Annotated in this window: 20 protein-coding genes; 9 read left to right on the forward strand and 11 right to left on the reverse strand. The window is 64.8% G+C overall.

Features of this window, described 5'->3' with window-relative positions; genetic code table 11:
- Positions 1–28 precede the first annotated feature (28 nt).
- From ACYVH8_RS14875 to ACYVH8_RS14885, 3 genes are all read left to right on the forward strand, one after another.
- The gene (locus ACYVH8_RS14875; protein ID WP_460489589.1) at positions 29–310 is read left to right on the forward strand and encodes an AbrB/MazE/SpoVT family DNA-binding domain-containing protein; all 282 of its coding nucleotides are present in this window, start codon (positions 29–31) and stop codon (positions 308–310) included.
- A gap of 40 nt (positions 311–350) precedes the next feature.
- On the forward strand, positions 351–626 hold the full coding sequence (locus ACYVH8_RS14880; protein ID WP_460489590.1) for a KTSC domain-containing protein: 276 nt from the start codon (positions 351–353) through the stop codon (positions 624–626).
- A 122-nt stretch (positions 627–748) separates the two neighbouring features.
- On the forward strand, positions 749–2,272 hold the full coding sequence (locus tag ACYVH8_RS14885) for a hypothetical protein (protein ID WP_460489591.1): 1,524 nt from the start codon (positions 749–751) through the stop codon (positions 2,270–2,272).
- 63 nt (positions 2,273–2,335) lie between these two features.
- On the opposite strand, the gene ACYVH8_RS14890 is transcribed toward ACYVH8_RS14885, so the two are convergent.
- From ACYVH8_RS14890 to ACYVH8_RS14900, 3 genes are all read right to left on the reverse strand, one after another.
- Positions 2,336–3,232 carry an NAD-dependent protein deacetylase gene (locus ACYVH8_RS14890; RefSeq protein ID WP_460489592.1) on the reverse strand — a complete coding sequence of 299 codons (897 nt, stop codon included), beginning with the start codon at positions 3,230–3,232 and terminating at the stop codon, positions 2,336–2,338.
- Between the two features lie 252 nt (positions 3,233–3,484).
- The gene (locus ACYVH8_RS14895; RefSeq protein WP_460489593.1) at positions 3,485–5,701 is read right to left on the reverse strand and encodes a malate synthase G; all 2,217 of its coding nucleotides are present in this window, start codon (positions 5,699–5,701) and stop codon (positions 3,485–3,487) included.
- A 25-nt stretch (positions 5,702–5,726) separates the two neighbouring features.
- Positions 5,727–6,455 carry a haloacid dehalogenase type II gene (locus tag ACYVH8_RS14900; RefSeq protein WP_460489594.1) on the reverse strand — a complete coding sequence of 243 codons (729 nt, stop codon included), beginning with the start codon at positions 6,453–6,455 and terminating at the stop codon, positions 5,727–5,729.
- Between the two features lie 188 nt (positions 6,456–6,643).
- On the opposite strand from ACYVH8_RS14900, the gene ACYVH8_RS14905 reads away from it, so the two are divergent.
- Positions 6,644–7,552, forward strand: a complete 909-nt coding sequence (locus ACYVH8_RS14905) for a LysR substrate-binding domain-containing protein (RefSeq protein WP_460489595.1) — start codon at positions 6,644–6,646, stop codon at positions 7,550–7,552.
- A gap of 155 nt (positions 7,553–7,707) precedes the next feature.
- On the forward strand, positions 7,708–7,896 hold the full coding sequence (locus tag ACYVH8_RS14910; protein WP_460489596.1) for a hypothetical protein: 189 nt from the start codon (positions 7,708–7,710) through the stop codon (positions 7,894–7,896).
- A 22-nt stretch (positions 7,897–7,918) separates the two neighbouring features.
- On the opposite strand, the gene ACYVH8_RS14915 is transcribed toward ACYVH8_RS14910, so the two are convergent.
- The 7 genes from ACYVH8_RS14915 to ACYVH8_RS14945 form a co-directional block, all read right to left on the reverse strand.
- Entirely contained in the window at positions 7,919–8,737 is an 819-nt protein-coding gene (locus ACYVH8_RS14915) for a metal-dependent hydrolase (protein WP_460489597.1), read from the reverse strand.
- A 254-nt stretch (positions 8,738–8,991) separates the two neighbouring features.
- Positions 8,992–9,978: a tripartite tricarboxylate transporter substrate-binding protein gene (locus ACYVH8_RS14920; RefSeq protein ID WP_460489598.1), complete on the reverse strand. Its 987-nt coding sequence runs from the start codon at positions 9,976–9,978 to the stop codon at positions 8,992–8,994.
- A gap of 145 nt (positions 9,979–10,123) precedes the next feature.
- Positions 10,124–11,479 (reverse strand): MmgE/PrpD family protein, encoded by a 1,356-nt coding sequence (locus tag ACYVH8_RS14925; protein ID WP_460489599.1) that lies wholly within the window; start codon positions 11,477–11,479, stop codon positions 10,124–10,126.
- Positions 11,480–11,482: 3 nt separating this feature from the next.
- The gene (locus ACYVH8_RS14930) at positions 11,483–12,661 is read right to left on the reverse strand and encodes a CaiB/BaiF CoA transferase family protein (protein ID WP_460489600.1); all 1,179 of its coding nucleotides are present in this window, start codon (positions 12,659–12,661) and stop codon (positions 11,483–11,485) included.
- Positions 12,662–12,671: 10 nt separating this feature from the next.
- Positions 12,672–13,829 (reverse strand): acyl-CoA dehydrogenase family protein, encoded by a 1,158-nt coding sequence (locus ACYVH8_RS14935; RefSeq protein WP_460489601.1) that lies wholly within the window; start codon positions 13,827–13,829, stop codon positions 12,672–12,674.
- A gap of 115 nt (positions 13,830–13,944) precedes the next feature.
- Entirely contained in the window at positions 13,945–14,796 is an 852-nt protein-coding gene (locus ACYVH8_RS14940; RefSeq protein ID WP_460489602.1) for an HTD2 family dehydratase, read from the reverse strand.
- A gap of 82 nt (positions 14,797–14,878) precedes the next feature.
- The gene (locus ACYVH8_RS14945; protein WP_460489603.1) at positions 14,879–16,147 is read right to left on the reverse strand and encodes a GGDEF domain-containing protein; all 1,269 of its coding nucleotides are present in this window, start codon (positions 16,145–16,147) and stop codon (positions 14,879–14,881) included.
- 95 nt (positions 16,148–16,242) lie between these two features.
- On the opposite strand from ACYVH8_RS14945, the gene ACYVH8_RS14950 reads away from it, so the two are divergent.
- A complete protein-coding gene (locus tag ACYVH8_RS14950; RefSeq protein ID WP_460489604.1) occupies positions 16,243–17,220 on the forward strand; it encodes a LysR family transcriptional regulator in 978 nt (325 codons plus the stop codon).
- Between the two features lie 65 nt (positions 17,221–17,285).
- Here ACYVH8_RS14950 and ACYVH8_RS14955 read toward each other — a convergent pair whose 3' ends face one another.
- Positions 17,286–17,591, reverse strand: a complete 306-nt coding sequence (locus ACYVH8_RS14955; RefSeq protein WP_460489605.1) for a PsiF family protein — start codon at positions 17,589–17,591, stop codon at positions 17,286–17,288.
- Positions 17,592–17,747: 156 nt separating this feature from the next.
- Between ACYVH8_RS14955 and argS the strand changes: the two genes are divergently transcribed.
- From argS to ACYVH8_RS14970, 3 genes are read left to right on the forward strand one after another with little or no spacing between them, the layout of a single operon-like run.
- Entirely contained in the window at positions 17,748–19,433 is a 1,686-nt protein-coding gene (gene argS, locus ACYVH8_RS14960) for an arginine--tRNA ligase (RefSeq protein ID WP_460489606.1), read from the forward strand.
- Between the two features lie 51 nt (positions 19,434–19,484).
- A complete protein-coding gene (locus tag ACYVH8_RS14965) occupies positions 19,485–20,075 on the forward strand; it encodes an SPOR domain-containing protein (protein ID WP_460489607.1) in 591 nt (196 codons plus the stop codon).
- Positions 20,076–20,131: 56 nt separating this feature from the next.
- On the forward strand, positions 20,132–20,773 hold the full coding sequence (locus tag ACYVH8_RS14970) for a thiol:disulfide interchange protein DsbA/DsbL (protein ID WP_460489638.1): 642 nt from the start codon (positions 20,132–20,134) through the stop codon (positions 20,771–20,773).
- Positions 20,774–20,840: the final 67 nt, after the last annotated feature.

Here is a 20,840-nt window from a genome sequence, read left to right on the forward strand (position 1 = left end):
TTTACCGTTCGTCTCACACGGAGGCGCTATGAGCATCACCACTCTTTCCAGCAAGGGACGGCTGGTCATCCCCAAGGTCATACGACAGACCGCGCGGTTGGTACCGGGCGCCCAGCTCAGCGTCACCTATGAGGATGGCGAAATCCGTTTGCGGCCTCTATCCACCCAATCGACCACCTCCCTCAATGAAGTGGCCGGCTGCTTAGCTCGCCCCAGACGAAAACGCCTGAACGAGCAAGAAACGCGGACTGCCATCAAAACCCGACAAGCTGGCAAACAGGATGCACGGCCACCAACGGTGATCGTTTAGATCAACGCCGCGATCAGAACTTGCACTTCAAAAACGGACCATGCAGACCAAGACCTTCACGATCGGACGCATCCGCCGCGCGGACTATGACGCTGCCACCCAGCAGCTGGACCTGCATCGGGATGACAAGACCATCCTGGCCTACACCCACGTGCCGCAGGAAGTCTTTCGCCGCCTGTGCAGCGCACCCAACCCGACCACCTATTGGGAAGACCGGATTGCGGAGGAGTATCCGAATGGGGTGCCGATGAGCAAGGGCGCGGGGATGGACGATGCGGCGCAGAAGTTTCGGGATTTGTTTGGCGGCGGAGAGTAAGTGCGTCTGTTTGAACAGACACCAACAAACCTCTGACGTCACGTAGTTTTCTGCAGAATTAAGCCTACGTTATATTTGTTCGGCTTCCAAAACAAACACTTGGCTTGCAGCAGGGAGGCTCCATGACAAACACACTCGCAAAACTCGAACTACCCAAACGCTGGGAGTTGCTGGAACAAAGAGCCCAGGCAGCAGGACTTGATGCAGGCCTCTTTGTCGAACGAGTTGATAGTGCGGCAGATCGTATCGACTATCTTCTACAACGCGTGAAGACTGGTGGCGGGGGACTTTTTGAAGTGTTCTATGGCCTGTCTGGCAGCGGCAAGACAACCTTTCTCAAGACTCTTCCAAAACAGTTTCAGCAGATTCGAGTTTCATCGTTCCCGAAAGACCAACCGCTGAGCGGGCTTCCAACGTTCATTCATGACATGTACGTTCCTGGAGACACAAGTGCTCGGATAGTATTGATCGAGCGTCGAGACAACCCATCGCAGCAAGATCTGGACAATCTTCGCGAAACTCTCGCAGAATTACTTGAGGTATTTCGTGATCCCAAAGGTGCGGCACTAGTCCTCTGGCCTGTTACTCGCGAACCATCGGCGCATCAAATCGCAGATGAAGCTTGGCAGACCGGTCGCGACTCTATGACCGACACTCGTTCGAAGGGCTTCTATAACTTCACCGGCCTCCCTAAAGAGCGCTTTTACGCCGTCGCAGACACCACCACCCGAAATTTAACTGGCGATGGCCTTGAGACTTTTGGTATCACGCTTGCGGTGGCAAACAACCTGCTGATTGGAACCGAAACAATCGCGGACTTCTTCAACGCCATCGATCTCCACGCCGAAGCACAGCGCGAAAAAACGTGGTCGGTTCTTAAGACAAAGGTTAGGGCTCGCCTTTGGGTCGTGTTGCCGGGCGACATACCTTCTGCCATTCGCTCCACAGTTCTATCGCTTACCCAAGGCTCGCGAAACAGGGTAGACATAGAGTTGGTAGCTGAATTTATCGATCAGCCTGATGACAAGGCACCGCTGTATGTTTCTGACTGGAAAGCGAGGCGCTCTGCTATGGCGCACCTTCTCAGAGCGATCGATTTGCGATTGTTCGAGTTGCCACCGAACGTTTCTCTCGCTGCTATTCGCGCATATGGCGATCCTTCAGTTAAAGCAAAGCTAAAGCAACCTGCGATAAAACTCGAAGACGCAAAAGCAGCCATGCGCAATAGCAAGCTGTACAAGGAAATTGAAGTGGAGCTCGGCATTAACCAGACTCCGTTCGCTGGCGCCAGCCGCGACGTTGAAGAAACGTCAAACGAATATCGCCGAGTGCAGGCAATGGCTTCCAAGGGTGACAAATCGTTGAACAAAGCCATCGGGCTTCTGCTTACCGAATGTTTAAAGGAAGATGCCTCAAACGTCGCTATTGTGAGTGAAAAGCAGTCCCTGCCGAACTGTGACCTGAAGCCTGATGTTCGCCTGCACATTGGCGACTTGGACTACATCTGCATTGAACCAACATGGCGCTCCACAGATAAAGGTATACCCGACGAGCTTGACGGTGGACAGAACACCCTAGCTGCGTCACATATGAAGAAGTACCTTCTGGATAAAGCGATGCAATACATCAAGGCGCTTGACCTTTAACCGGGAGGGCAACCCTCATCCGCGCAAGCTAACTTAGCATTGAACTTATAGGCAATACCCAATCTACGCCGACCGCTCCAGCACTTTCATTTCTGCGGCTAGCACATTGATAGCACACCCAACCTCTGTTTCTACTTTCAGCATTAGTAATGAATCTGCCCGCGTGCGCCCTCTATTGATCGCCGCCACTGGCTTGCCCACCGCCACCGCCTCCTCCACAAAGCGGTAACCCGAATAGACCATCAGCGAGGAGCCGGCCACGAGCACGGCATCGGCCTGGGCCAGCGCGTCGCGCACCGTAGCCACACGATCCCGCGGCACGCTCTCCCCAAAAAACACCACGTCCGGCTTGAGCAAACCTCCGCAGGTCAGGCAATCGGGCACGTCGAAGGCAGCGAAGTCCCGCCCCTCCAGATCCGCATCCCCATCGGCCAGGCTGCGCGCGTCCAGCGCCAGCCAGTCCGGGTTGCGCGCCGTCAGCTCTTCTTGCAAGGCGCGACGCGGCGAACGCACACCGCAGCCCAGGCAACACACGGTGTCGATCCGGCCATGCAGGTCCACCACGTTCGTGCTGCCCGCGGCCTGGTGCAAGCCGTCGACGTTCTGTGTCACCAGCAAATTGATGCGCCCTGCGCGCTCCAGCTGCGCGAGCGCGTGGTGCGCGGCCGTGGGTAAAGCACTGGCCATGGTGCGCCAGCCCAGCATGCTGCGCGCCCAGTAGCGCTTGCGCGCCACCAGGTCGCCCGTGAAGACCTGATAACGCATGGGCTCGCGCTGTTTCCAGGCACCGTTTTCGTCGCGGTAGTCGGGGATGCCGGCGGCGGTGCTGCAGCCGGCGCCGGTGATGACCAGCAGACGCGGGTGCTTGGCAACGAAGTCGATCAGGGGCTGCAAACCATCCATGCGCGGATTGTGCGGACTTTCGTGGTGACATGCAGACGTCGGGGAATGGACACCCATCCGGCCACAAACTGTGACCGCCTCTAGGGGAGAGGAAGGCAACTCATCACAAACGGTGATGAGTTGCTGATCGGCTTTCTCTGAACGCCATTTGAATACCTGAAACAAAAATGGGGCCCGCAGGCGCCATTGTGCTGGAGCAGCCCCGACCTCTCTCCGATCACCCTGAGCTTGTCGAAGGGCCCTTCGACCCTGCTCAGGACAGGCTTCGACAGGCTCAGCCCGAACGGGGACCGGAGCGAGGGCTGGTGATCAGGCTGCGGCCTTGACCTTGAGGCGCCAGGCGTGCAGCAGCGGCTCGGTGTAGCCGCTGGGCTGCTCCAGGCCCTTGAAGACGAGGTCGGTGGCGGCCTTGTAGGCGGCGGAGGTGGCGAAGTTGCCGGCCATCTTCTGGTACAGCGGGTCGCCGGCGTTCTGCTGGTCCACCACGGCGGCCATGCGCTCGAAGGCGGCGCGCACCTGCTGTTCCGTCACGACACCGTGCAGCAGCCAGTTGGCGATGTGCTGGCTGCTGATGCGCAGCGTGGCACGGTCTTCCATGAGGCCGACGTTGTGGATGTCGGGCACCTTGGAGCAGCCCACGCCCTGGTCGATCCAGCGCACCACATAACCCAGGATGCCCTGGCAGTTGTTCTCGATCTCCTGCTGGATCTCTTCGGCGCTCCAGTTGGGCTTGGCGGCGACGGGGATGGTCAAGAGGCCGGTGAGCAGCTTGTCTTCCAGCGCCTTGAAGTTCTTCGCCGTGGCCTGCCGCTCCAGCTCGTCCTGGATGGCGGCCACGTTGACCTGGTGGTAGTGCAGGGCGTGCAGCGTGGCGGCGGTGGGCGAGGGCACCCAGGCGGTGTTGGCGCCGGCCTGCGGGTGCACGATCTTCTGCTTGAGCATGGCGGCCATGAGGTCGGGCATGGCCCACATGCCCTTGCCGATCTGCGCGCGGCCCTTGAGGCCGCAGGCCAGGCCTTCGAGCACGTTGCTCTTCTCATACGCATCGATCCACTCGGTGCCCTTCATGGCGGCCTTGCGGATCATGGGGCCGGCGTACATGGCGGTGTGCATCTCGTCGCCGGTGCGGTCCAGGAAGCCGGTGTTGATGAAGGCCACGCGGCTCTTGGCCACGGCGATGCAGGCCTTGAGGTTGACGCTGGTGCGCCGCTCTTCGTCCATGATGCCCAGCTTGACCGTGTTCTCGGCCAGGCCCAGCAGCTGCTCGACGCGCGCGAACAGCTCGGAGGCGAAGCCCACTTCGGCCGGACCGTGCATCTTGGGCTTGACGATGTAGATGGAGCCGGTGCGCGAGTTGCGCACGCCGTTCTGCGTCAGGCCCTTGAGGTCGTGCAGGGCGATGGTGGTGGTGATGACCGCGTCCATGATGCCCTCATGGATCTCGCTGCCGTCGCCGTAGAGGATGGCCGGGTTGGTCATCAGGTGGCCGACGTTGCGCACGAAGAGCAGCGAGCGGCCATGCAGCCTGATCTCTTCGCCGTTGGCGCCCTTGTAGATGCGGTCGGCGTTGAGGCGGCGCACGAAGGTCTTGCCGCCCTTGGCCACCTCTTCGGTCAGCGTGCCCTTGAGGATGCCCAGCCAGTTGTCATAGGCCAGCACCTTGTCGTCGGCGTCGACCACGGCCACGGAGTCTTCCAGGTCCAGGATGGTGGAGAGCGCGGCTTCGATCAGCAGGTCGCTCACGCCGGCGGCGTCGCTGCGGCCGATGGGGGTGCTGCGGTCGAACTGGATCTCGATGTGGATGCCGTTGTTGCGCAGCAGCACCGCCGAGGGCGCCACGGCACTGCCCTGGTAACCGACGAACTTGTGCGCGTCGGCCAGGCAGAATTTGCCGCCGTCTTTCAACGCGACCTTCAACTTGCCGCCTTCCACTGTGTAAGCGGTGGCGTCGACGTGCGAGCCTTGGGCCAGGGGGGCCACGCGGTCCAGCACATGGCGCGCGTACTCGATCACCTTGGCGCCGCGCACCGGGTTGTAGCCCTTGCCGTCCGGGCCGACCTTGCTGGCGCCCTTGTCTTCGGGCAGCGCGTCGGTGCCGTAGAGCGCGTCGTACAGCGAGCCCCAGCGCGCATTGGCGGCGTTGAGCGCGTAACGCGCGTTCAGGATGGGCACCACCAGCTGCGGGCCGGCCTGCACGGCGAGCTCGGCGTCCACATTGCTCGTGTCGCTGTGCACTTCGTCAGGCACGGGCACCAGGTAACCGGCCTTCTCCAGGAAGGCGCGGTAGGCCTTCATGTCGCGGATGGGGCCGGGGTGGGCCTTGTGCCAGGCGTCCATCTCCAGCTGCAGGCGGTCGCGCTCCTTGAGCAGGGCGGCGTTCTTGGGGCCCAGCTCGTGGGCGATGGCGTCGAAGCCCTTCCAGAAAGCCGCGCTGCCGATGCCGGTGCCCGGCAGCACCTTGTCTTCGATGAAGCGGTACAGCTTGGTGGCGACTTGCAGCCGGTGGGCAGGGGTGCGTAGTGTCATGGTGAGAACTCCTCGAACTTAAAAATCAGGGGCGGGCAGCGGTCGGGAAAAAATCCAGCACCGCGCTGAATGTGCTGCCGGTGCGCGTGGGCAAAGTGCCCAGCTCCTCGAAAGGCTGCGCATAACGGTTGACCCACAGGGTCTGGTAGCCGTACCAGGTGGCGGCCAGGGCGTCCCAGCTGTTGCTGCTGACGAAGACGATTTGCGCAGCGCGCAGGCCGGTCGCCTGCTCGCCCAGCGCGTACGCCTCGGGGTGGGTCTTGTACTTGCGCACGGCGTCCACGCTGATCACGTGGTCCAGCAGGCCGTCCAGACCCGCGCTGCGCACGGCGATGCCCAGCATCTCGGGGTCGCCGTTGGAAAGGATGCCGGTGACGATGCCACGCGCCTTCAGGGCCTGCAGCACCTCGCGGTTCTCGGGGAAGGCGCTCAGGTGGCGGTACTGGTTCATGAGCTGCAGCTCGGCCTCGGGCGTGAGCGTGAGCTTGAGGCGCCTGGCCGCGTAGCGCAGGCCGGCCTGCGTGAGCTGCCAGAAGGGCTGGTAGTGCGCGCCGTCGTTGCTGGTGGTGACCAGGCGTGTGTATTCGATCTGCTTCTCGCGCCAGAGCAGGCCCAGGGCCTCGCCCTGGCCTGGGAAGAGCTGCTCCGCCACCAGGCCGACGCTGTAGACGTCGAACAGGGTGCCATAGGCGTCGAACAGCACGGCTTGCGGCGGCTTCGACGGCTGTGAGGCGTGGGCACGGATTTTGTCCATGCCTGAACTCTATTTGATACTTTGCAAACCATTAATACAAAAATAATTCATAAATTGAGAACAAAAAGTATCGAATCGATTTTTGGAGCCAGAAATGCCGGAAACGGCATAATCAAGGCGCTCGATGGCATCAGCCCATCAATCGACGCCTTCTTTCATGATCTGTCGTGTTTTGACAGCAAATTTTGATGAACATGCCTTTTGATCTGGTCGACCTGCGCCTCATGGTGCGGATCGCCGAAGCCGACAGCCTGACCAAAGGGGCCGAGGCGGCCCATATGTCGGCCCCGGCCGCCAGCACCCGGATCAAGAACCTGGAGGAAAGCCTGGGCGTCAAGCTGCTGCACCGCAGCTCCCAGGGCGTGACGCTGACGCCGCCGGGCCAGGCCCTGGTGCACCACGCGCGCCTGGTGCTGGGCCAGCTGGAGCACCTGCGGACCGACCTGCAGGAGTACGCGCGGGGCATCCGCGGCCATCTGCGGGTGCATGCCAACACCACGGCCCTGGGCGAGTTTTTGCCGCCCGTGCTGCGCCGCTACCTGCTGGCCCACCCGGACGTGAACGTGGACCTGCAGGAGCGCCTGAGCCATGACATCGTGCGCGCGGTGTCCGAGGGCCAGACCGACATCGGCATCGTGGCCGGCCTGGTGCGCACCGAGAACCTGCAGGTGCTGCCCTACCGGCGCGACCGCCTGGTGCTGGTCGTGCCGCGCGGCCACGCGCTGGCCGGCGCCAGCGCCGTGAGCTTTGCCGACACGCTGGACTTCGACCACATCGGCCTGGCCGAGAGCAGCGCCATCCGCGCCTTTTTGCAGCAGATCTGCGAGGGCCTGCACCGCCCCATGCAGCAGCGCATCCAGGTCAGCAACTTCGAGGCCGCCTGCCGCATGGTGGAGGCCGCCGTGGGCGTGGCCATCCTGCCGGGTTCGGCCGCGCACCGGCATGCGCAGACCATGGCCATCAGCATCGTGCCCCTGGCCGATCCCTGGGCCGAACGCGTCCTGCAGATCGTGGTGCGCAGTCTGGACGCGCTGCCGGCCTATGCAAGGGAGTTGGTGGATCTGCTGGTGGAGGATGCGCGGCCAACGGCGCCTTGAGACCCAGCAGCAGCACCCTGCCGGGGCCCCTACGCTTGGTTACGCTTGATACGGGATATGCATTGTCGGCCGAAGGCCATCTCAAGACAATGGACAAACGTCAGCGGCAAAAGCTGTCTTTGCCCTGACGCCTTACCCACCCCGCACCTCACATCATGCTGCTCCGATTCAAGATCACGCTCCTGGCCGCCTTTGTCCTGTTCACCCTGCTGGGCATGGCCGCGCCCAATATGAAGGCACTGCTCATCGGCATCGTTGCACTGCTCGTGTCGCTCGCCATAGCCATCACCAACTTTGTGATCGCCGAGCACGAGGCCGAACGCGAACTGCATTCGTCCTTCTGAGGACGGCCCCGTACCGGCCAACTCAGGCCCCCACCACGGCGTAGGCGCCACGGTGGGCCTCCAGCCAGTCGCGTGAGGCCTGCGCATCATGCTGCGACGGATGGAAATCCGGGCGCCAGTAGTCGCGCCAGGGCCGGAAGGTGCCACGCACCAGGCCCTGTTTGCCCAGAAGAAAGCTGGCCGCGCTGGTCCAGGTGCGCCAGCGCCAGAGCGTGCCGTCGCGCCGCAGGTTCAGCGCCGTCTGGCGCAGCAGGTCGCTTATGAAAAACACCGTGACACGGCGAAACCAGGTGCGACGCCAGGCCTCGTTGCCCCCCAGCGCCCGGTAGAGATCGAAGGCCACATCGCGATGCTCTGACTCCTCGGCGCTGTGCCACAGCCACAGGGTGGCCAGCCGGAGGTCTTCGCCGCCGAGCCACTGCGGGTTCTTCAGCAGCCAGTCGGCAAAGATGGCGGTGAAATGCTCGTTGGCGGCCGTAATGCCCAGCGGATGCCGCGGGTCGATGTTCTCAAGCTGTCTGAGGCGTTCCTGCGCGCGCGGGCCCCAGCGGTTCTCCAGCCCCAGTTTTTCCAGGTGCTGGTTGTACAACGCGTGCAGGCGCCGATGGGTGGCCTCCTGCCCCACAAAACCCTGGACCTCCGCGTGGTACTGCGCCTGCAGGTCCGCCGGCAGGGCCTTGTAGCCCTGGCGCACGGCGTCGATGAAAAACTGCTCGCCCATGGGGAAACTCATGGACAGGGCGTTGAAGAAAGCGGTGCGGAACGGGTCGCCCGCGCACCAGTGGCGCGCCATGGGCGCGTCCATGTCCACAAGCAGGCGGCGTACAACAAGGTCGGTCATGGTCAGGGCGGCAGCGGCAGAGGGACGATGCTGGCGAAAACGGGGCGGGCCGTGAAGGCCGGGCTGCTGCGGTCGGCGCGCACCTGCGCAAGCTCGGGGCAGAAACGCCGGGCTGGCCCGGCGTTTGGATGGACGCTTATCGAGCTGGCCTATCAGAACTTGAAATTTCCGTTCGCCCCGAGCCTGTCGAAGCCTTCGGCAGGCTCGGAGCGAACGGGTTCAAGTTGAACAGTGCCGACTCGATAACGTGAAGTTCAGTCGGCGAACTGCCCCGCCGCGCGGATGGCCTTGCCCCACTTGTCCACCTCGGCGACCAGCCAGGCGCGCTGGCCTTCCGAGGTCTGACGCGCTGCGGGCGGGATCTCGCCGCCAAGGTCGGCCATGCGGCTGACGAAAACCGGGTCCTTGAGAGCGGTGCGCAGGGCGTCGCCGAACTTCTGCACCACGGCTGCCGGCGTGCCCTTGGGCGCGTAGACGCCGTGCCAGACGATGACCTCGAAGTCCTTGAGGCCGCCTTCATCCAGTGTGGGTGCGTCGGGCAGAGCCTTGATGCGCTGCTTGCTGGTCACGCCGTACATCTTGACGGTGCCGGCCTTGATGTGCGGCACGGTGTTGGTGGTCTGGTCGCAGAGCAGGTCGACCTGGCCGCCCAGCAGGGCATTGAGCGCGGGGCCCGTGCCCTGGAAAGGCACGGTGGTCACTGTCACCCCCAGGGCCTGCTGGAACAGCGTGCCGCACAGGTGCGAAACAGCCCCCAGGCCGGCGTTGGCCAGGTTGATCTTGCTGGCGTTGGCCTTGATGTAGCTCATCAGCTCGCCCAGGTTCGTGGCCGCCATGTCCTTGCGCGCGAGCAGGGTCATGGGCACATCCACCACATTGCCGACGTGTTCGAAATCGCTCACGGGGTTGTAGGCCAGCTTGCGGTACAGGGCCGGCGCGGTGGCCATGCCGTTGTGGTGGATCAGGAAGGTGTAGCCATCGGCCGGCGCCTTCATCACGTAACTGGCCGCGATGGTGCCACCCGCGCCGATCTTGTTCTCCACCACCACGCTCTGCCCCAGGGACTTGGTCATGGTGGCGGCCAGGGTGCGGGCCACGATGTCGGTGGGACCGCCCGCCGCAAAGGGCACGACCAGCGTGACCGGCCTGGTCGGATAGGCCTGGGCCAGGGCCAGGCCGCTGCCCAGCGCCAGGGTGGAAGCCACGGCGGCGGCGGTGAAGATTCTGCGTTTCAGGTTCATGGTGTGTCGTCCTCTTTCTTGGATGAATGGAGATCTCCCTTTTCTTTCTTATGGTGTCTATGCTCGTCCATATGCCGCAGAGGAACAAGCCGGGTCATCCCTAAGATTTGGGCTCATGGACCCAGGGAATTTGGAGCGCCCGCCCTCAACCCAGCAGGCGCCCCAACTTCGGTGCATCGGCGATGGCCCAGAGCCGGGCCATGGCGGCACGCATCTCGACCTCCGTGGCCCCGCCGTGGTACAGGGCCAGGCGCAGGGCCTTGTCTTCGAGCTCGGGGCGCGTGAGCGTGTTGCCCGGGTCGCCCTTGGGCTCGTCCACATGGCCCTGCAGCACACGGCCATCGTTGGTTTCCACGCGCACCTTGCCGATCCAGCGCGCGGGGTAGGCGCCGTCCACCTCGGGGTCCAGTTCCATGACGACCTTGTCATGGAAGGACTTCACCTCACCGGCCTTGAAGCTGGCATCGAATTCGCTCAGGCCCGCGCGGCCCAGCACGGCCACCAGACCCAGCACCGTGCCCATGCTGAACTTGCTCTGGTGCACGGTTTGCGGATCGGTCACGGGGCCGAGCACATCGATGGCGCCCTGGTGCACGAGGGCGGTGACACGCTTCACGTCAGCGGCCTTCAGCTTGTTTTGCTGCAGCACCTGCTGCAAGGCGTCAGCTGCCGGGTGCGTGTGGCGGCAGGAGGCGTGGAACTTGAACGAGGTCTCCGCAGTGGTCCAGCGCGTGCCCAGGCCGTCGCTCAACCTGCTCACGTCCGCATCGCTCGACATGCCGGCCGCCAGGCCCTGCGGGCCTTCGAGGATGCGGCGCGCGCCGGTGAAACCTTTTTGCGCCAGATAAGCCGCTGTCAGACCCGCCCCGGCCGCGTGCGCCGTGTGCAGTTGCTTGGAGTCGGCCGCATCGCGCAGGAATTCCCACAGGCCCGCGGACTGCGTGCCGGCTGAGCCGAAGGCATGGAGCATCTGCTCGGGTGTGAGCTTGAGCAGATGGCCCACGGCCGCGGCGGCGGCCAGGGTGCCGGCCGTGCCCGTGGTGTGAAAGACCTTGTAGTGCGAACGGCCGAGGAATTCGCCCACGCGGATGCCGACCTCGTAACCCGCGACGCAGGCCGTGAGCAACTCTTTGCCGCTGCGGCCCAGGGCCTGCGCCACGGCCAGGGCCGGCGGGAAGACCACGGTGGCCGGGTGGAAGACCGAGCCGTTGTGCACATCGTCCTGCTCGGCCACGTGCGAAGCCGCGGCATTGGCCATGGCGGCCAGCAAGGGGCTGCTGGTGCGGCGGTGGATCAGGACCTCGCTCGGGCCATCTGTGGGCCCCATGCTCTCGACGAAGGCGGCGAGGATTTCGACCGCGCGCGCGTTCTTGCCTGCGAGGCAGGAGCCGAACCAGTCGAGCAGCAGGTCTTCGGTGCGGCGGATGACGGGGACGGGGATGGACTCGAATGCCAGTGTGGCGGCGAATTCGGCAAGTGTGGCAGTGCTCGGGGTTGTCATGGTTCAGATGGCCTTGTCGTTCTTCAGTTGTGCGATCTCATCGGCGCTCAACCCCAACTCACGCAGGATGCCCTCGCTGTGCTGGCCCACGGCGGGGATGGCGTCCATGCGCACGTCGGCAGCGTCAGGCGCGCCCGGTGGCAGCAGCGCGGGCACGGGCCCCGCAGGCGTGTTCACCTGCACCCAGCGCTGGCGCGCGGCGAGCTGCGGATGGGCCCAGAGATCGGCCATGGTGTTGACCTGGGCGTTGGCGATGCCGGCTTCTTCCAGTCGCGCGATCACCCGGGCCGCGCTGAGCCTGCCGAAGGCGGCCTCGATCAGCGCCTTTACCTCGGCACGCGCAGCCGAGCGCTTGGCGTTGGCATCGAAGCGCGGATCGGTCGCCAACGCGGGCTGCTGCAAGACCTTGTCGCAGAACACGGCCCATTCACGCTCGTTCTGCAGGCCCAGCATCACGCTCTTGCCGTCACCGGCCACAAAGGGGCCGTAGGGGTAGATCGTGGCGTGCGAGGCGCCCGCGCGCGCAGGCGGCGTGGCGCCATCGAAGGCGTAGTACAGGGGGAAGCTCATCCACTCGGCCATGCTTTCGAGCATGGAAACGTCGATGCGCCGACCCAGGCCGGTGCGGCCGCGCTCGATCAGGGCCGTGAGGATGTTGCTGTAGGCGTACATGCCGGCGGCGATGTCGGCAATCGAGCAACCGGCCTTGGCGGCTTCGTCGGGCGTGCCGGTGACGGAAAGAAAACCGGCCTCGCTCTGTATCAGCAGGTCGTAGGCTTTTTTGTCACGGTAGGGGCCGCTGTCGCCGTAGCCCGAGATGTCGCAGACGATGAGCCCGGGATATTTCGCGTGCAGGGCCTCGAAGGACAGGCCCATGCGCACAGCCGCGCCAGGTGCGAGGTTCTGCACCAGCACATCAGCCTGCGCGAGCAGCTTGTCCATGATCTCGCCAGCCCGGGCATGCTTGAGGTCGAGCGAGAGACTTTCCTTGGAGCGGTTGGTCCAGGTGAAGTGCGAGGACAGGCCCTTGACGCGGCTGTCGTAGCCCCGCGCGAAGTCGCCCACCTCGGGCCGTTCGACCTTGATGACACGCGCGCCCTGGTCGGCGAGCTGGCGCGAACAGAAGGGCGCGGCGATCGCGTGCTCCAGCGCAACGACGGTGATGCCTTCGAGTGGTTTCATCGTCATCGCCTCAGAAGCTGCGCGGCAGGCCCAGCAGATGCTCGGCCACGTAGGAAAAGATCAGGTTCGTGGAGATCGGCGCCACCTGGTACAGGCGCGTCTCGCGGAACTTGCGCTCGATGTCGTATTCGCAGGCGAAGCCGAAGCCGCCGTGCATCTGCAGGCAGACATTGGCCGCCTCCCACGAGGCCTTGGCCGCCAGGTACTTGGCCATATTGGCCTCGGCGCCGCAGGGCTGGTGCGCGTCGAACAGCTCGCAGGCCTTCCAGCGCATGAGGTTGGCGGCTTCCACCTCGATATAGCTCTCGGCGATGGGGAACTGCACGCCCTGGTTCTGGCCCGTGGGACGGCCGAAGACCACGCGGTCTTTCACATACCTGGTGACACGGTCCACGAACCAGTAGCCGTCGCCGATGCACTCGGCGGCGATCAGGGTGCGCTCGGCGTTCAGGCCGTCGAGGATGTACCTGAAGCCCTGGCCTTCCTGGCCGATCAGGTTCTCGGCCGGGATTTCCAGGTTCTCGAAGAAGAGTTCGTTGGTCTCGTGGTTGACCATGTTGGGGATGGGCCGCACGGTCAGGCCGGACTTCTCGGCCTGGCGCAGGTCCACCATGAAGATGGACATGCCTTCGCTTTTTTTCTTCACCTCGGCCAGCGGCGTGGTGCGTGCGAGCAGGATCATGAAGTCCGAGTGCTGCACGCGCGAGATCCAGACCTTCTGGCCGTTGACCACGTAACGGTCGCCTTTTTTCACGGCCGTGGTCTTGATCTTGGTGGTGTCGGTGCCCGTGGTGGGCTCGGTCACGCCCATGGACTGCAGGCGCCATTCACCCGAAGCGATCTTGGGCAGGTAAAGCTCCTTCTGCGCTTTGGAGCCGTGGCGCAGCAAGGTGCCCATGTTGTACATCTGGCCGTGGCAGGCGCCGGCGTTGCCGCCGCTGCGGTTGATCTCTTCCATGACCACCGAGGCCTCGGTCAGACCCAGGCCCGAACCGCCGTACTCCTGGGGAATCAGCGCGGCCAGCCAGCCGGCCTTTGTCAAGGCGTCGACGAAGGCCTCGGGGTAGGCGCGCGCGGCGTCGATCTTGCGGTGGTATTCGTCGGGGAATTCGGCGCAGAGGGCGCGCACCGCGTCGCGGATGTCCTGGTATTGGTCGGTCTTGGTCATGTCTCGGTCGCTAGCTGTTTGAAAATACCGTTCGCGTTGAGCCTGTCGAAACGCTGCGGGCCTTCGACGGGCCTGTCCTGAGCTGAGTCGAAGGGCTCAGGCCGAACGGGGTGCGTTATTCGATTTCGGCCGTGCCTTGCATGGTCAGCCAGCCCTCGTGGTCGCGGCCCCAGAGCGTAACGGTGTTGCCATCGCGCTTGCCGCAGACCGTGAACGGGTGGATGTCGAAGGTGGGGCGCACGGCCTTGAAGCTGAAGCGCTGCACCCTGGCATCCGGAAGCTGGCGGCGCAGCAGGTCCAGCAGCAGCGTGGCGATCAGCGGACCGTGCACGATGAGGCCGGGGTAGCCCTCCACTCCCGTGACGTAGCTGCGGTCGTAGTGGATGCGGTGGCCGTTGAAGGTCAGCGCCGAATAGCGGAACAGCAGCACCGGGTCGGGCACGATCTCGCGGCTGAACTGCTCGTCGCGCGGCGCGGCGTTCGGCTCCGGCGCGGGGGCCCCGGGCTGCGGCGCGTCGCGGTAGACGATGTCGTGCTCCTCGCTCAGGGCCAGGCCCTGCGCATTGCTGAACTCATGCCGCACGCAGACGAAAACCAGCGCACCGCTGCGCCCCTCCTTGACCGTCACGTCCTTGATCGTCGACACACGTGTGACGCTCTCGCCCACGCGCAGGGGCTGCAGGAAGTCCAGCCGGCCGCCGGCCCACATGCGCCGCGGCAGCGGCACGGGCGGCAGGAAACCACCGCGTTTGGCGTGGCCGTCCTCGCCGATCTCGCCGTGGCGCGTGAGGGGTGTGAAGAAAAGCCAGTGCCACAGGGGCGGCAGCACGGTGCCGGGCGCGGGCAAAGGATCGTCGCGGTCCAGCGTGGCCGACAGGGCGGCCACCGGGGTGGCGGTCAGTTGGTCTGCGCGCGTCTCGGCGCGGCCGACCCAGTCACGCAGGGAAGTGAGGTCAGGAGGGCTCATGGGCGCAGATCATGCACCGGCCGAAGCGCCCCGGCCATTCGCATTTCCCCAAGGCCCCCTTAGGCGGTCCTTAACGCGCTCTTCAGAGCGGCGAGAACTGGGTCTGCCCCGGTTCGTAGGCCAGCACGCGGTTGCGCCCGGCGTGTTTGGCCGCGTAGAGCGCCTTGTCGGCGCGCTCGGTCAGGCTGGCGGCGGTCTCTCCGGGTTCGAGATGGGCCGCGCCGATCGAAACCGTGACGCAGAAGCGTCGCCCGGCATCGGCCTGGAAGGTCAGGCCGGCCAGGGCCAGGCGCAGGCGCTCGCCGGCCTCCACCGCCCGGTCCAGGGCGGTGCCCGGCAGCAGCACGATGAACTCCTCCCCGCCCCAGCGGCCGAACAGGTCGCTGCCGCGCAGCATGCCCTGCACCTGGCTTGCCAGGCGGCGCAGCACCTCGTCGCCCACCGCGTGGCTGTATTCGTCGTTGACGCGCTTGAAGTGGTCGATATCGAGCAAGAGGATGGAAAAGTCGTCGGGGCTGCGTTCCCAGGCCTTGACCTGGCGGCGCAGCTCGGCCTCGATATGCCCGCGGCGGAAAGCGCCGGTCAGGCCGTCGTGGATGGCCAGCTCGCCCAGCTTGCGGTTGGTGGCCTCCAGCTCCTGCGTGCGGTTGCGCAGCATCTCGTGCATCTGCAACTCCTGCTGGATGTTCTGGTGCAACTGGTCCAGCAGCTTGCGCTGGGTCAGGCGCGCACGCACCCATTCACGCGCGCGCCGGTACTCGCCACGGCTGCGCACCAGCAGCATGAGGACATACAGCGCGAGACCGGCAGTGGTGACCGGCAACGCCGACGCGAAACCCGGGTAGCCCAGGTGCAGCAGGGCCAGGGTGCCCAGCGCGATCACCGCGAGGAAGCTGGCGTAGATCCGCAGATTGATGCCCAGGGCGCTGAGCTGGAAGGCCGCCAGCCCGATCAGGCAGATCAGCCGCAGATAGAACAATCCATCGATCTGATTCGTGCCCAGCAGCGCCATGCTGCTGACCCAGGCCCCCGCCAATGCAACGGCGCCCAGCCACTCCAGCATGAACCAGGACCGGCCCCGCGCCGCCTGGGCCTGAGGCTGGGCCAGGAAAGCATGGGCGACCAGCAGGCGGTAGCACTGGATCAGCAGCAGCAGGCCCGCCCACAGGCCCAGCTGCCACAGGGGCTGGGCCTGCCAGTGCGCCCAGACCAGCAGGAAAACCGGCAGAAAATCAACCAGGGCCGACTCACGGGTGCGCACGAAAAGCTCGCGCATCAGGCGCGCCTGCACCGCCTCTTCCGACAACTCGGGCAGGGCCTCGGGAAGGATGGAGGGCGAGAAGGTGTCCATGGCGTGCCGGGGAAAGCGTGTTCAGATTTTCTCAAAAATGAATAAATCCGTCCCGGTTCTTATCCATTAGGTTTGTGTAAAGACATAATCTGCGCATGGACAAGCTCAGGCAAATGGAGTCCTTCGTTTCGGTGGCCACGCGCGGCAGCCTGACCGCTGCAGCGCAGGCCGAGGGCGTGGCCCCGGCCATCATGGGCCGGCGGCTGGACGCGCTGGAAGAGCGCCTGGGTGTGAAGCTGCTGGTGCGCACCACACGGCGCATCAGCCTGACCCACGAAGGCAGCGCCTTTCTGGAGGATTGCCAGCGTTTGCTTACCGATGTGGCCAATGCCGAGGCCAGTGTCTCGGCTGGCGGCGTCAAGGCCAGCGGTCACCTGCGCATCACGGCGCCGGCCGGTTTCGGCCGCCGCCATGTGGCCCCCCTGGTGCCCCGTTTCCGGGAACTGCACGCGGATGTGACCATTTCCCTGAACCTCAGCGACCGCGTGGTGGACATTGCCGGCGAGGGTTATGACTGCGCCGTGCGCGTGGGGGACATGCCCGACTCCTCCCTGGTGAGCGTGCGCATGGCCGACAACCGGCGCCTGTGCGTGGCCACGCCCGAATTTCTGAAGCGCCACGGCACACCCGGGCACCCGCAGGACCTGACACGCTTCGACTGCCTGGTGCTGTCCAGCGACGCCTCGCAAACACGCGGCTGGGCATTCCGTGTGCCGCGGAATGCCCAAGGGCGGCAAAAAGAAAGCGTTCTGACGGGCGCGGTGTCCGACCAGGACGAAGGCCACGAGGTCATGCACCTGCGCCCCAGCGGGCCCATGGACTGCTCGGACGGCCAGGTGCTGCACAACTGGTGCCTGGCCGGTTACGGCATTGCCTGGCGCAGCACCTGGGAAGTGGAAGAGGAAATCGCCGAGGGCCGCCTGGTGGCCGTGCTGGAGGCCTTTGCCGCACCGCCCAACGGCATCTATGCGGTGTTCCCGCAGCGCAAGCACCTGCCGCTGCGCGTGCGGCTCTGGGTGGACTTTCTCAAGCACCACTACGGCCAGCCCGGCTTCTGGCAGACACGGCGCTGAAGCGGTCGCCCATGAAAACCCCCGCGCAGCGAGCCGCCGGGCGGGGGTGGAGCAGGAGCAAAGGCTTACTTGGCCTTGAGGCACTGGCTCATGAAGGCCTTGCGATCGTCGCCCTTCTTGTCGCCGGCTTCCTTGTTGCACATGCCCATCTTGTTCTGCTGGGCGGTCTGCTTGTCGCTGGCTGCGGGCTTGGCCTTGAGGCACTCGCTCATGAACTTCTTGCGATCGTCGCCCTTCTTGTCGCCGGCTTCCTTGTTGCACATGCCCATCTTGTTTTGCTGGGCGGTCGGCGCCTTCTTCTCTTCATCGGCGTGGGCCACGCCCAGGCTCAGGGACAGGCCCAGGGCGAGCAGGGAAAGCAGTTTTTTCATGGTGTCTCCTCGTTGATGCAGACGGTGGTTGAACAAAATCCCGCAGGGGATTCCAGCATACAACGGCCCGGGCGGCAAATCTGCTGACAAACGGTTACCCCGGCCTGCACGATGCACCAGGGAGCGGCACAGCCCCGGTCAGTAGAATCAAGCCCCATGTTGACTGTCAAAAACGAACTGCTCCAGACCCTCGGCATCGTGCTGGAGCAGCTGCTGCCCGGCGCCGGTGCGCGGGCGGCCTTTGAATCCCCCAAGGTGGCCGAGCATGGCGACCTGGCCACCACGGCGGCCATGCAGCTGGCCAAGCCCCTGAAGCAGCCCCCGCGCCAGGTGGCCGAGAGCCTGCGCGGCGCCCTGCTGGCCACCCCCGCCTTCTCGACCTGGGTCGAGGCGGTGGAGATCGCCGGCCCCGGTTTCATCAACATCCGCCTCAAACCGGCCGCCAAGCAGCAGGTGGTGCGCGAGGTGCTGTCCCAGGGCCGGCACTACGGCGACCAGACCGCCAAGGGCCGGCGCATGATGGTCGAGTTCGTCTCGGCCAACCCCACAGGCCCGCTGCACGTGGGCCACGGCCGCCAGGGCGCCCTGGGCGACGCCATCTGCAACCTCTTCCAGACCCAGGGCTGGGAGGTCTACCGCGAGTTCTATTACAACGACGCCGGTGTGCAGATCGGCACTCTGGCCAACAGCGTGCAGCTGCGCGCCAGGGGTTTCAAGCCCGGCGACGCCGAATGGCCCGAAGCCGCCTACAACGGCGACTACATCGCCGACATCGCGGCCGACTTCATGGCGAAAAAGTCGGTCAAGTCCGATGACCGGGAGTTCACCGCCAGCGGCGACGTGAACGACCTGGACGGCATGCGCCTGTTCGCGGTGGCCTACCTGCGCCACGAGCAGGACCTGGACCTGCAGGCCTTCGCGGTGAAGTTCGACAACTACTACCTCGAATCCAGCCTCTACACCAGCGGCAAGGTCGACACCGCGGTGCAGAAGCTGCGCGAGGCCGGCAAGACCTACGAGCAGGACGGCGCCCTGTGGCTCAAGACCACCGAGTACGGCGACGACAAGGACCGCGTCATGCGCAAGGGTGACGGCAGCTACACCTACTTCGTGCCCGACGTGGCCTACCACATCACCAAGTTCGAACGCGGTTTCGAGCGCGTGGTCAACATCCAGGGCACCGACCACCACGGCACCATCGCCCGCGTGCGCGCCGGCCTGCAAGCCGTGGGCCTGGGCATCCCGCAAGGTTTCCCCGACTACGTGCTGCACACCATGGTGCGTGTGGTGCGCGGCGGTGAAGAGGTGAAGATCTCCAAGCGCGCCGGCAGCTACGTGACGCTGCGCGACCTGATCGAATGGACCAGCAAGGACGCGGTGCGCTTCTTCCTGCTCAGCCGCAAACCCGACACCGAGTACACCTTTGACGTGGACCTGGCCGTGCAGAAGAACAACGAGAACCCGGTCTATTACGTGCAGTACGCCCATGCGCGCATCTGCTCCGTGATCAACGCCTGGCGCGAGAAGGAGGGCGGCCATCGCAGCACGCTCAAGGACGCCGACCTGGCGCTGCTGGACAGCCCGGCCGCGCAGGGCCTGATGCTGCAGCTGTCCAGGTACCCCGAGATGCTCACGGCCGCCGCACAGGATTTCGCGCCGCACGACGTGACCTTCTACCTGCGCGAGCTGGCCGCCAGCTACCACAGCTACTATGATGCCGAGCGCATCCTGGTGGAAGACGAGGCGCTCAAGCGCGCGCGGCTGGCCCTGGTGGCCGCCACGGCGCAGGTGCTGCACAATGGCCTGGCGGTGCTGGGCGTGAGCGCACCGGAGAAGATGTAGCCGGCCGCACGGCGCAAACGGACATCCATATTAGCGAGACAAGGGCAAGGCATGAAACAGCAACGCGGCGGAACCATCCTGGGCTTGATCATCGGCGTCGTCATTGGCCTGTGCGCAGCGCTGATCGTCGCCCTCTACGTGACCAAGACCCCGGTCCCCTTCCTGAACAAGGGCCAGAACCGCACCCCCGAGCAGGACGCGGCCGAGGAAAAGCGCAACAAGGACTGGGACCCGAACGCCCCGCTCTACAACAAGAGCAAGCCGCCGGCCGCCGCCGCCTCGGCCCCCAAGGCTGCGGCCAAGCCCGCCACGCCGGCGCCCGCGGTGAAGCCGGCGCCCAAGGCCGAGACCAAGGCCCCGGCCGACCCCCTGGGCGATCTGGCGCGCGCCAAGGCAGGCGCCGATCCCTTTGCCTACTTCATCCAGGTCGGTGCTTTCCGCACCCCCGAGGACGCCGAGACCCAGCGCGCCAAGCTCTCGCTGACGGGTGTGGAAGCCAAGGTGACCGAACGTGAACAGGCCGGGCGCCAGATCTACCGCGTGCGCGTCGGCCCCTATGACAAGAAAGACGAGGCTGAAAAGATCAAGAGCCAGATCGAAGCCGCCGGCCACGAGACCGCCCTGGTGCGCGTGCAGCGCTGAACTTTTTCAAGCCGGGCGTGTCCCACCCGTGCATTCACATGGAGCTTATGCAGATGATGAAACGTCGTGATTTCTCCCGCGCCTGCGGCGCGGCCCTGGCCGGCGCCGCTGTGCTGCCCGCCTTCGCCCAGCAGCGTTTTGAGGCCAGCAAGGACTACCTGCCCCTGGAGAAGCCGGCCCCGGTCGATGCGCCCAGCGGCAAGATCGAGGTGGTCGAGTTCTTCTGGTACAACTGCCCGCACTGCAACGCCTTCGAACCCGCTCTGGAAGCCTGGATCAAGCGCCTGCCCAAGGATGTGGTGATCCGGCGCGTGCCGGTGGCCTTCAGCAGCGCCTTCCAGGGCCAGCAGCGCCTGTACTACACGCTTGAAGCCATGGGCCTGGTCGACAAGATCCACGCCAAGGTGTTTGCCGCCATCCACGTCGAGCGCAAGCGTCTGGAACAGCCCGAAGTCATCGCCGACTGGATCGCCAGCCAGGGCGTGGACAAGACCAAGTTCATGGAGCAGTTCAATTCCTTCTCCGTGGCCTCCAAGGTCACCCGCGCCGGCCAGCTGACCGCGGCCTACAAGGTCGAGGGCGTGCCCGCCATGGGCGTGGCAGGCCGCTTCTACACCGACGGCACGCTGACGCGCAATATGGAGCGCTCCTTGCAGGTGGTGGACTATCTGGTGGGGGAAGTGCGCAAGGGACGCTGATTCGTTTTCTTGTTTTCTCTTGCTAAGGCCCGCTTTCAAGCGGGCTTTTTCTTTTTCTGTGTTGCTC

Source organism: Curvibacter fontanus (genome assembly GCF_054780335.1).